This window comes from Photobacterium sp. AWH4_225 (assembly GCF_056158405.1).
In genome coordinates this window covers 55,181-68,424 of the sequence record NZ_JBSWTF010000003.1, presented here as the reverse complement: position 1 = coordinate 68,424, position 13,244 = coordinate 55,181, and the positions used below count along the sequence as shown (strand labels likewise).

Below are 13,244 nucleotides of genomic sequence, written 5' to 3'. Positions count from 1 at the left end.
ATAACCTCGTTATTTCAGACCTTTGCTTTAAGGGAGTAAATTGATCCATGTTTAAGAAAATCCTAGCATTTGCCAGCGTGGCGCTACTGTCGCTGTCTGTACAGGCGGCGAAGTTTACCGAAGGGGAATACTACAAAGTCCTTGAGCTGCCTAAATCCAGCAGCCCAGTGGTCACCGAGTTTTTCTCGTTCTACTGCCCGCACTGTAATAGCTTCGAGCCAATCATCCAGCAGCTGAAGAAAAACCTGCCGGACAATGCCAAGCTGCAGAAAAACCACGTGTCGTTCATGGGCGGCAACATGGGCAAATCAATGAGCAAGGCCTACGCGACCTCTGTGGTACTGGGTGTGGAAGACAAAATGGTGCCAGTGCTGTTCGGCCGCATCCATGACATGCAGAAGCCACCGCGCAACGATAACGAACTACGCCAGATCTTCCTCGACGAAGGCGTTAGCGCAGAAGACTTCGATGGTGCTTTCAACAGCTTCGCTGTTAACTCGATGGTCAACCGCTTCAACAAAGCGTTCCAGGACAGCGGCCTGACTGGCGTACCGGCGATCATCGTCAACAACAAATACCTAGTGGAAGCCGGCAAAGTCAAATCTGTCGACGAGTACTTTGAGCTGGTCAACTACCTGCTGACCAAGTAAACCTGCTCAGTACATACACATTCCAAGACAAAAAGGCCCAACGGGCCTTTTTTGTTATCTCTCCTCTTCAAGGAACAGTTCACCCGCTATACGGCCTGCGCAGTCAACTGGCGCAATAGCCTATCCATCGCCCGGTAGCCCAGCGCTTCGGCAAGGTGTTTCCGTTCAATCACCTCAGTGCCCGCCAGATCGGCAATGGTCCGCGCCACCTTGATGATCCTATGATAAGCGCGGATAGACAGGCCAAGCTGATGCAGCGCCGTTTCGAGAAATTCTGCATCTTGCTTGTCGAGCTTACAGAAGATATCCAGCTCTCGGGTTCCCAGCAGGGCATTGACCCGGCCACTGCGCTCAACCATCGCCTCTCTGGCAGCCCATACCCGTTCGCGGATCACTTTGCTGGGCTCACCCCGATCGCCGCCGTCTGCCAGTGTTCCCCGAGGCAGAGCCGGGATCTCAATCGACATATCGAAGCGATCCAGCAACGGACCTGACAAGCGGCTTAGGTAGCGCAGAATGGCTTGGGGGTTGGTACGCGACTGGTTGCCTTCGTAAAAGCCAGTCGGGCTCGGATTCAAGGCCCCGATCAGCTGGAACCGAGCCGGAAAAGTGGTCTTGCTGGTGGCACGGGAGATCACTATCTCACCGGACTCAAGCGGTTCACGCAGAGAATCCAGTACCTTGCGCTCGAACTCCGGCATTTCATCCAAGAAGAGGAGCCCGTTATGGGCCAGGGAGATCTCGCCGGGACGGGGGACAGACCCACCGCCAACCAATGCCGCCATCGAGCTGGAGTGATGAGGGGTGCGAAAAGGGCGCTGACGCCAATTGCCTTCGTGAATGTGCTGCTGGGTCAGCGACGCAACGGAGGCGGTTTCCATCGCCTCGGTAATAGACATTGGCGGCAGCAAATCACACAGCCTTGAGGCCAGCATGGTCTTCCCGGTTCCCGGCGGCCCAAGAAATAGCTTGCTGTAACTGGTATCACCCCAGTTAGTTTTTAGACGCTCTTCAACCAATGTATATTCAATATCCCCTGACTCTGAATAAATCTGTGATACTCGAATTTCAATTGCTCGTTTCAAACCTCTGTATTGAATTCCTTTTATCCCACCACGTTTGAGAGTTGCTGCTGTCTCACCGATGAATGCAAAGAACCCATTTGCAAAGCCAGAAGCTGATTCGTTTCTCGCTACCGTCTGCTTGTGAGTCTCTAGCTGAACATTCTCTTGTTCAAATTGAGCTTGATACTGCTCTTCAGTCGGGAGAGTTGGTGTTACATGCTTCTTTTGATACTTAGCTAGCGCAGCTTGCTTGTGTGCATCTCTACGCTTCTGCTGGTGTGATTGCTCTTGCTTGATAGCACTTAGAACTAAATCAAAAATTGTATTACTACGCTTAGCGTTGTCTGTGTTTTTAGATCTGTTCTTCGTAGAAGAACTGTTAGTGCACAATTTTGAGCGTTTCTGCGTGCACAAAAATGACTTTAACGACTGAAAAGCAAGTTGCTTTATAAGCTCGAAATTGAACGAGTAGCGGTTGTTCTGGAACTTAGCACCCTTGATATCAACATCGCCGTTTCTCAGCTCTCGCTTAGTCTGCTTGTTTGAGTCTGTTTTAGATAGCAAGCCTACTTGCACCAAGAGCTTTGTTGCATTGGTAACAGTGTTTCGATGGATTCCCATTTCCGCAGCTATGCGTTGGGTAGATGGGTAAGCACAACCCTTTGATGGATTGAAAAAAGAAGCAATACGAATTGCAACATCAAGAGCTGTGCGCTCTTGCTTTCCTACTGGGGAGATTATAGATAGATGTTTGATTAGCTGATTGTGGTGGCGTACTTGAGGTGTTTCTTGAACTGATTCGGACATTAAATGATCTCTTAGCTCTTGATATAAGAACAATCTATTGCCATTCGTAGCCCATAAATGATTTAATCCGACTCGTTCGGTTGTTGGACACTTCCGAACAAGCCCAGATTGATCTCTTGGGCAACTGGTGACAGGTGTGAACTGTTACCAATCCACAAGAACGAGTTGCAGCTCTTTCTTGTGACAGGAAACCCGCATCACTAGCGGGTTTTTTTGTATCTGCTGAAAATGAAATACTTCAGCATCACGCGCGACTATCTACAGATTCACTTCAATGATCAATCAAGATCTACTCTTCTAATGACTGACTGATCAGTAATTGATCAAACCAGTACAAACCGTGATCAGTTCAGTCACCAGTGACTTATTTTTCTTTTAATTACTTATGGTTAAGTCACTGGTGAAGCATCGACATATAAATGATATTCAAGATAATGAGCACAAATCATTTGTATAGGAACTGACTTAATATGGATTTGAATACCGCAGCAGATATCTTAATGTCTCATAAAACTGAGGTGCTTTTTGACATTGAGGATCTAACTATCCACCAGCTAGATGATGAACGCATTTTGATAGTGAAAGGGGAGCATTGTTTTCTCATTGAGAGAGAAAATAGCTAAGAACTAACTCAGATATAGCTCTAAAACGATCTGAGCGATCTTCTGAGACGCTTTTACACATTGAGATGACTCGTTATAGCTTTTAAGTGCAAAAAAGCTCTCAGATTGCTTGAGAGCTTTTAAATAACGATTCTGTTACCCACAACTACATAGTGATTATCGGTTCATCAAGTTCCGGCAGTTTATACCCTTGGCTACGATAACGTTCTTAAGCGTTTCACCACTAAGAACCAGCTTTGTGTTATCCATGTAAGTCACCTCGGCTCTATCTAAAGCCATACAGTTAGCTCCAAAATCATAGAACGATGGACCGAAATTGCCGGACATTGGTTTCTCTTTCAGATATGGGCCCGTAAACCGATAGCCCTTTGAAGTATCTCCGGTGATATCGTCAGATTGAAGCTCTCCAACTCGGTCATAATGCTTTGTCCAGAAATCGAAGTACTTAATAGGCTTATCTGTCATGTTGAAAGCTGTCAGATAAACCTTAACGCCGCCAGCACTGTTTGGGTAAGCTTGATAGTAATCAGTGATGATAATGGGTTTTGTTGTGTCGGTTCGATACTGCTCAACCATAGGGTTAGCGCAACCAGATAGAATTGCCGCCCCAGCTAAACCAATAATCGCATTTCTCATTTTTTCATCCTCTTTGTGTAGTGAGGTGCGAATCTTAGGACGGCATTTAATCGGTGTCGGGTGTTTTTAGTCGTTGTTTTAAGCCTTTGAGAAGGCACTATAGATAGAATTATTAGTATAACTAGACAAATTCTTTGAAAAAACGCTCGAAACCATTGATACCAAGGGCTCCGAGCATTTTTCTAGTATAAGAGTTTACCGAATGTTTGTGAGAGAAAATTACGAAAATAGTTCGTCATAAAAACAGGTGTCCTACCTATCACTTTCTCGGTCTTTTTCATGCTCTTCAAAACATAGGTAATCCAGTCAGCGGAATACATCACTGTAGTATTCACCTTTCTTGCAGCATTGCTCTTTCTTGTCTCGCCAAGAGACCTTTGTAATGCTGACGACAGTTGCTTTTCCTGACCTTCCTTAATCCGAATTCCGCCGTGTATATGCGGATTAAATGAGTTACTAGTTTTCTTTAACTCTAGAGAAAACCACAAATCCTTAGTATCTATGCCAGCCTTTCTCAAATGACGTTTGAGGTTCTTGGCTAGATAATCAATCGGGTTACCTGAGTTTACTGCTGATCGGTATGTATACGGCTCTATACGAACCGTGAAAGCCATCATGACTTCTCCGTAATCCATGCTTTGAAGCCAATAATCAACAGAAGCCTTTAGTTTCTGTTTAATGTCCATATAATGTTCTTGCTGATTATGCCCGTTTCCATCGGGCTACAAATTACCGTCTCATTGAGGCGGTTTTTCTTTTTTAAGGGTTTACATAGCTCCACTTGCTATAGAGCGACAGCTATCTAAATCAAACCTTTCCATCTCCTTTCCAAAGTCATTTAGCATTGATTCATCCACCGTCATGTTCAAAACACGCTTAACAGCTTGATGATATGCCTTTTCTTTTTGCTTTCTTCTTTCTTCCACGACTAACTTACCGTAGCTAGAGCGCTCAATAAGTTGGTTAACAACCTGCCTTGCAGTAATTCTTTCAAAGCCCCATCGTCGTTCGGAGGCACTTACTTTATGTGCTCGTTGAATGCCGAGAGGTACTTGCTTTGATTTCAGCTTGTAGCCATGAGGCAGTAGAACTTTATTCAGACGCCTCTGAATACCAAGAAGCTCGTTCTGATAAATCATTCTGGATTGGAAAGAGTTGTGATGGGTAAGATTTGTTAAGAACTCAAAGACATCTAGAGCATCAACATAGTTGGCTCTTTTGAGATCAAAGAGTGTGACATTAACAACTTCCTTGGGAAGCCTTATAAATCGGTGATATGCGTTGTTCAAAATGCCCTCCTAGCTCTGAATGAACTAGTCGCAATCTACCACCAAGAACAGATAAGAAAAAGACACCTTAGTATAAGGTTTTACCTAAACATATCAAAAGCTTACAGATTTATTTTAAAATTATTTTATGTAATTAAACACTACTATAAGAAATTATTAAGTAAGATGAGCACAAGAGAACAACTCATCATAGTCACGACAAACTAATAAGCTCTAAGAAAACCCCACACAACAACCTCATGTGTCAAGTTCCTGTACCCAAATCGATAACCACACTCTCGTAAGTAGGGCCTAAGTACCTTTTGTACTCTACTTGGATAGACACCCTTGGGTAGCTCCGTTGCTAATACGGTTTGCTTTCCAAGCTTCTCTAGCAGTACCAGGTACTCAATGGCTAATGTGCCATAGTCCTTATCAAACTTGCTTTTCAGGTGTTCAATGACATGTTCCGGCAGCTCAACAAATTTCGTTTTTTTCATTACAGGTATAGCTCTCTAATTCGGTGGGGTAGGTGAGATTAGTTATCTCGCTGAGTAGCATCAAGATGTAATAGATTGAACTAGAAGATAGATGGACTGTTGCAAGTATAAGAATTGTATATAGGGTGACCTTGGGGTCTGGCACCATCAGGGTGGGGAAAGTCGTTTCCCTATAGGGGAAATGACAAACTCACTTTGCTATCGATAGAACAATAAGTGATCAATCATTCTTTCTGGGGTAATCTATATTCATCGAATTGAACATGATGTCATAGAGGCTCAATGCAAGAGAAAGTAAATGGTTGGCTAGATATAGCTGAGCGTATTCTAAACCTAATCAGACCCAAGGCTTACAACACTATAGCTAAGGCTGTTGTTCTTACTGGTATAGGTCTTATAGTCGAGTCACAGGTTAACTTTCTTCATGCTGTTGTAGTGGCACTATTCGAAGAGTACATAGGCAAGTCAGAGATTCTTCGCTCTGTTCTTAATGCGTCAAGCGATCCCACTGTAGGCGTCTTACTTGTCATTACTGGTATGGTGTATCACGTAACTGTAACCCTTGGTAAAGACTTCATTGACACCAAGAAAGCTGAGCTTCCAAAGTATCCTGTACTCAGTTGCTTCCTGCGTAATGGTGATAAGGAGAAGCTAGATTCAGAGTTCACTATACGTGGTCAATTAGTCTCACTACCAGATAGAGATAGTATTCCCGATCAAGAAGAACCGACATTTGATGAATCTATCTATGGTCATCACGCTTCCATTTTCCGGACGATGCAGGCCATCCAAAGCTCTCCTTTTGGTGATAAAGTAAATAAGAGCTTATATCGAGAGCGAGCCGATGTATTAAATGAGTGGGCTGGGGCTGAAATTCTTTACCTAGCCATCTCAAATGATAGCCGTATCTTAGCTAGTGGGGTTTCTGTAGAACTCACCATTCCACGCCATAAAGAGTTATCAATCAAAGTACCTGATAATAAGTACCCTCCAGAACCTAAGGCAGAAAGAGAATACAATGATAGGTTCTCCCACATCATACCTAGCTATCACAACGTATCAATTCCAGATTTAAGAGTGTCTTCAGATGCTAAGAACTACTACATCAAATGGAGAGTAAACCGTCTTCAAGCCCAAACAGAGTTGGAAGCAGACGAATACGTGTTGATGAAGACAGATAAGCCTATTGATATTCAATGCACTATCTTTTGTGATGAATTGCCAGAGCCATCTAAAACAATATTCAAAGCAAACCCACCTCAAGGTACAGCTATTGTATCTAGCGATGAGCTATCAGATGAATCATGTTATGCGGCTTTACGTGACAAACTGATTATGGACGGGTACGTCCCAAGGGTGTTTGAAGAAATGATGAAAGAGTATGAAATGAAAGAAGCTAGGTAACCCTAGCTTTCTCTTACTTATTCCAATGACGCTTAACTGTTGCGATACCGATACTTAGTTCTTTAGCTGTAGCACTTTGAGACAATCCCTCAGACTTGCATCGCTGTACATTTGCAGTGGTATCTTTTGCTGCTGGCCTACCTAGCTTCTTACCTTCAGCTTTCGCTCTATTAAGCCCTTCTTGAGTACGCTCTCTGATACGGTTTCTTTCGAATTCAGCGAAAGCTGAGAACATTTGCAGCATAAGCTTACCTTCAGCACTGCTTAGGTCTGATACTGGTAGGTCGAGAGAGACTACTTTGATTTGCTTAGCTGTTAGTTGTTCTATTGTCTGCTGTACATCGATATTGTCACGACCTAGACGGTCTAGTTTCAAAACAACTAACGTATCTCCGGCTTCTAGCTTGTGTTCGATAAGAGTTTTGAACTCTTTACGTTCCATTGCCCTAACACTGCCTGATACCGTCTCAGAAATTACTCTGCTTTCTTGAATGTCATATCCAGCATTGCGGATAGCTAGAATTTGGTTGTCAGTTGTTTGCTCTACAGTAGAAACGCGGCAGTAAGCGAAGATGCGGCCAGTAGTCATTGTGTATCTCAGTATTAGTATCAAAAACGTAGTATCATAATACTGATAGTATCATTTAGTGTCAACGCTATTTTTATGATACTAGTGGTGATACTGTTCAGCTAGTATCGTTTAACGAGTGTTTTTTGATACTAGATAGAAAGTTATGATTCTGTCATTTGGATCAACGTCAGACCATTTAGTTGTGTATACAATTGGTAGCAATGTCACTAAACACACAAATATGGATCTAAATGATAGGCTCAACTTGGAACAAGTGGGACTTGCATATACATAGCCCACTTACACATCAAAACAATCAATTCGGTGGTGCATCTCTCGATGAATATGCCCTCAAACTAAACGAAGCAGGATTGTCACTGGTTGGTATCACTAATTACTTCTACTTTGCCGACAATGAACTAGAAGAAGTTCGTAACGCTATTCATCGTAATGGCTTCGATATCAAGGTGCTAGGAAACTTGGAGTTTCGGATCTCCCAGCCAAACAAAGACAATGAGTTTATCAACATACACTGTGTTTTCGCCGAGCACCTTAGTACAGCTACAATCAACGGTGTAATGTCCAAACTCAGAGTAAAGAACACGACTTTAATGAGCGGTGCGATTTACTGTGAACCAGCAAGCCTACAACAACACAATGTTAAAGTAGGTGAGATCATAATTGATTATGTCGAACTTGAAGAGCATCTATCTCAAAACCTGAAACGAGGTATCGATTACTTAATCGTTGTATGCCCTAACGGGTATGGTGGTTTTAGACCAAACATGAAAGAAGGTCGCTCTCTCGCACTAGCCAAAGAGATTGATAAGTTTGGAGATCTAATTTTTGGCTCCGCTGTAGCAGATCGCAACTTCTTTTTAACTGATCGAGGCTCAGACCTACCACCTAAACCAGTATTCTCATGTTCAGACGCCCACTCGATGCAGGGTATTGGAGCTCAATATTCTTGGGTTAAAGCAAGACCAACATTTGAGGGACTCAGACAAGTTCTTATCGAACCAGAAGAGCGCGTTCAAATAGTGGATGACTTTGTAGAAAGATGCTTCCAAAAGCCTCACTTCAAGTCAATAACACTAGATGGGGCTCTTTTCCCAAATCAACCTCTACAGTTTAAATCAGCAACATTACCTTTAAACAAAAACATGGTTGCTATTATTGGAGGACGAGGAACAGGAAAAAGCATCCTGTTAGACTCTATTCGATCTAAGTTCCCAAATAACCCAGCTACACCGGGCTTAAGAACTGTGGATGCTGGTGGTTTAGCAATAACGCTAAATCAAGGGGATGGCTCGGAGATACAATTCAATCAACCCGCGAACGTCTACTCATACCTGCATGTTAGTCAGGGCGACATTCAGCATGTTAGCCAGAAACCTGATGAGTTAAGCAAAGAGATCAAGCGAATGCTCGGTCTAAGTGAAGTTACTTTTGATCAAGCTCAGACACAGCTCATTCAAGATTGCTTGGCAAAGTATAGGGCTTACATTGACTACAGAAACACTACAGACTCTCAAGGAAACAAGATCAACGATGAGGGTTATCAGCAAAATGTAATTAACTACAATATTGAGCTAATGAAGACTCTAACCAACCCTCAAAACCAAGGGTTGATAGAGAAATATCAGCGCAATATTCAAAGCATCAACCAGATAAATCAATTCATAGTTCTGTGCCAGAACTCGCTTAATAGCATCAAACAATCTATTGACCCTTTGAACGGCTCTATAAGCATCATCAACGGGAACACCTTGTTAACGACCCAAGTCCCGTTCGTAGACTATTCTGCTACGACCTCAGCTCTTCAAAGCAACATTGATTTGTCTCAACAGAACTTAGCTGGTCTATCTAAAGAGAACGAGTCAATAACTGAAGAGTTTAAGAAGCAAGGTATCAATCAAGACATTTCATCTCTTCTAAACAAAGTAAATGAATGTCAGACTCAAATTGATGTTGCTAACAACAAACTAAAAGAAATTGGGGAGAGAAACGCTCAATACTTCAAGCTAGTAAGTGAACGTGCAGCGTTTGCTCAACAGTATCAACATTATTTAAACGGCCAAAAGTTAGAAGTAGACACCGCATTCTCTAAGCTAGGTCAGGAACAAATAGCTTGGAACCATGAACAGAATACGCTGGTGAAAGACATATTAACTGACATCAATATCTATGGTTCTCAGTCATTTAATTTGGAAGCATTTTACACAGGTCTATTGAGTTGCCTAAACGGAGGAAAGTTTAGAGGAACCGCAAGCCAAACCTCATTACAAAAGCTACAACAGACATTCAACGTTCACTCTATTGATGACTTCTTCAAGCTACTAAAGAATGAAAAAATAATAGTAGTTCCAGAGAATACTAATCCAATATCTTTAGAAGACTTTTGTTGGCAAAGTGACTACTTCAATCAAGCAGGTAGATTCGAGCTGTTAGACTACCTTTACAAACCACACAGAATTCAGGCATATCTACATGTTAACGCTGAGTTCAACTACAAAGGCAAAACCGTAGACAAACTATCTGTGGGGCAACGGGGAACATTTTATGTATGTCTCAAGTTGGCCACTGATCCATTTGGCTCGCCTTTCATTTTTGACCAACCAGAAGATGACTTAGATAATGACTTCATAATGAAGCAGTTAGTACCTCTATTCCGAAGAATCAAAAAATATCGTCAAGTAATCATTGTCACTCACAATGCGAACCTAGTAGTGAATAGTGATGCAGAACAAATCATTATTGCTAACAATGATAGCGAAGTTCTAAGCTATCAATCTGGGGCTGTTGAAGATGGTCCTATTCATGCAACCAACAGTGTTCGAACTCGTGTTTGTGAGATTCTTGAGGGTGGTGGCTACGCCTTTGAGCAACGAGAGAGAAAGTACGGTCTTACTATGAGTAGATAATAACTAGGCCATGCGAGGCGACATTAAACTCGCTTCGCATTAACAACAGATTTAACCATAAATGTATTAGGCAAAAACTCTCGCACATCCCATGACGGTTTCACTGTGTAGTCTTTCTGTTTTTGGTCAAACCGCAAATCTATAGTCCGGCTCTCATCAATAACAACAGTCACAGTCTTAGCCAAAGCGTCAAACTCTATCTTCTCAATACACTGTACTAACTGAGAGTTTATCTTTGCTCTCAACGGGACATTAGTTCTATCTGCTGCTTCAACTTTTAATGTCTTGAGCGTGTGTTTAAGCTCTTTCCAGACGTTATTAGACTTCGGGGTAAACTCTATCTCATCTAAACGCTTCTCAAGCTCTCTATACTGCTGTTCAAGCTCTTGCTGCTCTACTTCTCTTTGCTCTAGCTTAGTAAGTAGTGCTTTGCTGCCAGAACTTGAATCAAGCAAATCAACCAAGCGAACTATAGAAGCCTCAACCGTTTTCAGATTTCGAGACACGCTAGACAACTGCTCTTTCAGTTGTGCTGATTCTTCTTCATTGTGAGCTGTATGCAATCTTAGGTTCAATGTAGCGGCAATACTCAAAACAGCATCTTCTATTACCGGATATCTCATTGAGGCGTATTTACAGATAATACCGTCATGATGTGCACCTTGGCGTGCTCTGCTGCAAACTAGATACTGACCACCTTTACTTCCACTACCTTTATTTAGGTAATGCATTGTTGCCCCACAGTTCTTGCAGACCACTAAGCCAGTAAACAGGTTATTGATGGCATTCTTTCGGGTCCCACTCGATTTACCATTGCGGCTTTCGATGGCTAAATTAGCCCTTTTGAAAGTATCAACATCAATGGCTTCAGGGTAATAGCCTTGTATTGGCTCACCGTCTTCTATTCGCTTGCCATTTTCTGCTTTGAATGGCTGGTACTCACCAAGAACGGTTCTAGCTCTTAATATCTTCTTTATATAGGTAGTATGCCAACCAGTCTTAGAACGTCCCCATGGTTTAATTGCTTCTTGGTTTAGCTGTTTATGAATGGCGATAGCTCCCAATCCATCAATAGTCATCTGGAAGATGCGCTTGAGCAATTCAACTCTCTCAGGTATTAGCTCATAACCGGATTCAGTAAGCTTTATCCAGTGAGGTGTGTTGTAGCGTGTAGGCTTTAAGTTTTCTCTGGCTTGCTTACGCTTTTCCTTGTGCGCTTCTTTCAGTCGCTTTGATTTTGTTGCGCTCTCTTCGTGCGCTCGCATCATGAGAACCAGGGACATCATCAAATCACCGATGTTATCGAGCGAATCGATTGTGAATACTCGTTTGTCTTGCAGCGTAACGATGTTGATACCAAGTTCTAGAAGCTGCATGAATCGACGTAGAGCGATTGAGATTCTTTCTCTACTCAATCTATCCATAGACTCAACGAGCAAGTAAGCACCTTTTGGTATTTGTCCCTGCTCTACTGCTTTGATGAACTCACCAAGTGCACCGTCTTTTACGTGATTACCGTGATAAGCCGATAACCCCAAATCTCTGAGCGTAAAGTCTGCTAACTCTAGTCCGTTTTCAAAGCAGTACTTCTGAGCCGCTTCTGTTTGTCGTCTGAATGAATCGCCCTTCGCCTGCTCTAGAGAGCTAAAACGAACGTAACTGTAGGCTATTGATGTACTCACAAACTAATCTCTTTCGATAAAACTTGCTGCACTCTAGAAGCTTCAGTCTGCGTATTCAAGCATGGGGTTAATCCAGACACTCCAATAACAAGTTATGGCCACCTGCCGCGGCAATTTCCAACGCCCGCTTACCTTGTTGCTGGCCGATAATGTCCTGCATATCACGTTCAGGCATGTTGTCATCCACCGTATCGGCGGCCTCTGACTGTGCCAATGCCAGCTCAGACTGTCCATGCAAGTAACTACAAACAACCAGCAGGCTTGGCGCCGATTTATGCTTGTCCTTACCCACCAGCGCAACTTGATCGCCATTGCCGTCGGGGACCACCAGACAGCGTTTGTCCTGTCCGGCCGCCAAAGCGGCAGGTAGCGCCCCTTTCACCGAGCGGAGCTCACCTGATAATGCCAGCTCCCCCAAAAACTCATAATTTTGTAGCTTATTTGCAGGGATCTGCTCAGAAGCGGCCAGAATCCCCAGCGCAATAGGGAGATCAAACCGACCGCCTTCCTTGGGCAAATCAGCCGGTGCCAGATTGACGGTTATCCGCCGCGACGGAAACTCAAAGCCGGCATTAACGATGGCGCTACGGACCCTGTCTTTGGCTTCCTTAACACTGGTTTCCGGTAGCCCGACAAGCTGGAAGGCCGGCATCCCGTTACTGATATGTACCTCGACGGTGACGGCAGGGGCCTGCACCCCAACACTGGCACGGCTATGGATAATGGCAAGGTTCATCAATAGTCATCCTGCTGTTATTTCAATCAAAAAAGTTAAAATTTTTCACCTAATAGGTTTCATCAATAGCCTATTTATGCAGTCGGATTGCAAAATAATTTTGATTTTTTTCTTGTCATGCGAGCGATGTCTGTGTTACCACTAGGTCAACACAACGTCTTAACATAAAAAATCGGACAGACAGTCAATGCAATTTATGGCCAACGCCCTCCTACTCATTATCAACGTCATCGTGGTGCTTATTTCACTACGAGGGGGTCGGGCAGGCGTAAATTAGCAGCAAGCACAACAAACGCAGAGAAGCCCCCTAAGCCAACAGGCTAGGGGGCTTTTTTTTGGACTATTTAATCGAATCAGCTGAAATAACCATCAGCACGTC

10 protein-coding genes and 1 pseudogene are annotated in these 13,244 nt (G+C 43.3%); 4 read left to right on the top strand and 7 right to left on the bottom strand.

The window, feature by feature from the left end:
- Positions 1–47 precede the first annotated feature (47 nt).
- Positions 48–650: a thiol:disulfide interchange protein DsbA/DsbL gene (locus tag ACXAD4_RS17210; RefSeq protein WP_107301386.1), complete on the top strand. Its 603-nt coding sequence runs from the start codon at positions 48–50 to the stop codon at positions 648–650.
- An 86-nt stretch (positions 651–736) separates the two neighbouring features.
- Here ACXAD4_RS17210 and ACXAD4_RS17205 read toward each other — a convergent pair whose 3' ends face one another.
- Positions 737–2,521 carry a YifB family Mg chelatase-like AAA ATPase gene (locus tag ACXAD4_RS17205; protein WP_475242981.1) on the bottom strand — a complete coding sequence of 595 codons (1,785 nt, stop codon included), beginning with the start codon at positions 2,519–2,521 and terminating at the stop codon, positions 737–739.
- Between the two features lie 470 nt (positions 2,522–2,991).
- Between ACXAD4_RS17205 and ACXAD4_RS17200 the strand changes: the two genes are divergently transcribed.
- Positions 2,992–3,144 (top strand): hypothetical protein, encoded by a 153-nt coding sequence (locus ACXAD4_RS17200; protein ID WP_475242980.1) that lies wholly within the window; start codon positions 2,992–2,994, stop codon positions 3,142–3,144.
- A gap of 156 nt (positions 3,145–3,300) precedes the next feature.
- Here ACXAD4_RS17200 and ACXAD4_RS17195 read toward each other — a convergent pair whose 3' ends face one another.
- The 3 genes from ACXAD4_RS17195 to ACXAD4_RS17185 form a co-directional block, all read right to left on the bottom strand.
- A complete protein-coding gene (locus ACXAD4_RS17195) occupies positions 3,301–3,780 on the bottom strand; it encodes a putative periplasmic lipoprotein (RefSeq protein ID WP_475242978.1) in 480 nt (159 codons plus the stop codon).
- A gap of 182 nt (positions 3,781–3,962) precedes the next feature.
- A complete protein-coding gene (locus tag ACXAD4_RS17190; protein ID WP_475242977.1) occupies positions 3,963–4,466 on the bottom strand; it encodes a hypothetical protein in 504 nt (167 codons plus the stop codon).
- An 81-nt stretch (positions 4,467–4,547) separates the two neighbouring features.
- Positions 4,548–5,069, bottom strand: a complete 522-nt coding sequence (locus ACXAD4_RS17185; RefSeq protein WP_475242976.1) for a hypothetical protein — start codon at positions 5,067–5,069, stop codon at positions 4,548–4,550.
- 761 nt (positions 5,070–5,830) lie between these two features.
- Here ACXAD4_RS17185 and ACXAD4_RS17180 point away from each other — a divergent pair.
- Positions 5,831–6,952 (top strand): hypothetical protein, encoded by a 1,122-nt coding sequence (locus tag ACXAD4_RS17180; protein ID WP_475242975.1) that lies wholly within the window; start codon positions 5,831–5,833, stop codon positions 6,950–6,952.
- A gap of 13 nt (positions 6,953–6,965) precedes the next feature.
- Here the strand turns inward: ACXAD4_RS17180 and ACXAD4_RS17175 are convergent, their stop codons facing one another.
- Positions 6,966–7,541, bottom strand: a complete 576-nt coding sequence (locus tag ACXAD4_RS17175) for a recombinase family protein (protein ID WP_475242974.1) — start codon at positions 7,539–7,541, stop codon at positions 6,966–6,968.
- A gap of 233 nt (positions 7,542–7,774) precedes the next feature.
- On the opposite strand from ACXAD4_RS17175, the gene ACXAD4_RS17170 reads away from it, so the two are divergent.
- On the top strand, positions 7,775–10,447 hold the full coding sequence (locus tag ACXAD4_RS17170; protein WP_475242973.1) for a TrlF family AAA-like ATPase: 2,673 nt from the start codon (positions 7,775–7,777) through the stop codon (positions 10,445–10,447).
- Between the two features lie 23 nt (positions 10,448–10,470).
- Here the strand turns inward: ACXAD4_RS17170 and ACXAD4_RS17165 are convergent, their stop codons facing one another.
- Complete coding sequence (locus ACXAD4_RS17165) at positions 10,471–12,129, bottom strand: recombinase family protein (RefSeq protein ID WP_475242971.1); 1,659 nt, start codon at positions 12,127–12,129, stop codon at positions 10,471–10,473.
- An 85-nt stretch (positions 12,130–12,214) separates the two neighbouring features.
- Positions 12,215–12,865 (bottom strand): annotated as a pseudogene (locus ACXAD4_RS17160) (magnesium chelatase domain-containing protein); the annotation flags it as partial.
- Positions 12,866–13,244 lie beyond the last annotated feature (379 nt).

What these genes read in the sequence shown, in the direction of transcription:
- ACXAD4_RS17170 (WP_475242973.1), top strand. Translation starts at nt 7,775, where the DNA reads ATGATAGGCTCAACTTGGAACAAGTGGGACTTGCATATACATAGCCCA.
- ACXAD4_RS17210 (WP_107301386.1), top strand. Translation starts at nt 48, where the DNA reads ATGTTTAAGAAAATCCTAGCATTTGCCAGCGTGGCGCTACTGTCGCTG.
- ACXAD4_RS17205 (WP_475242981.1), bottom strand. Translation starts at nt 2,521, where the DNA reads ATGTCCGAATCAGTTCAAGAAACACCTCAAGTACGCCACCACAATCAG.
- ACXAD4_RS17195 (WP_475242978.1), bottom strand. Translation starts at nt 3,780, where the DNA reads ATGAGAAATGCGATTATTGGTTTAGCTGGGGCGGCAATTCTATCTGGT.
- ACXAD4_RS17175 (WP_475242974.1), bottom strand. Translation starts at nt 7,541, where the DNA reads ATGACTACTGGCCGCATCTTCGCTTACTGCCGCGTTTCTACTGTAGAG.
- ACXAD4_RS17200 (WP_475242980.1), top strand. Translation starts at nt 2,992, where the DNA reads ATGGATTTGAATACCGCAGCAGATATCTTAATGTCTCATAAAACTGAG.
- ACXAD4_RS17190 (WP_475242977.1), bottom strand. Translation starts at nt 4,466, where the DNA reads ATGGACATTAAACAGAAACTAAAGGCTTCTGTTGATTATTGGCTTCAA.
- ACXAD4_RS17180 (WP_475242975.1), top strand. Translation starts at nt 5,831, where the DNA reads ATGCAAGAGAAAGTAAATGGTTGGCTAGATATAGCTGAGCGTATTCTA.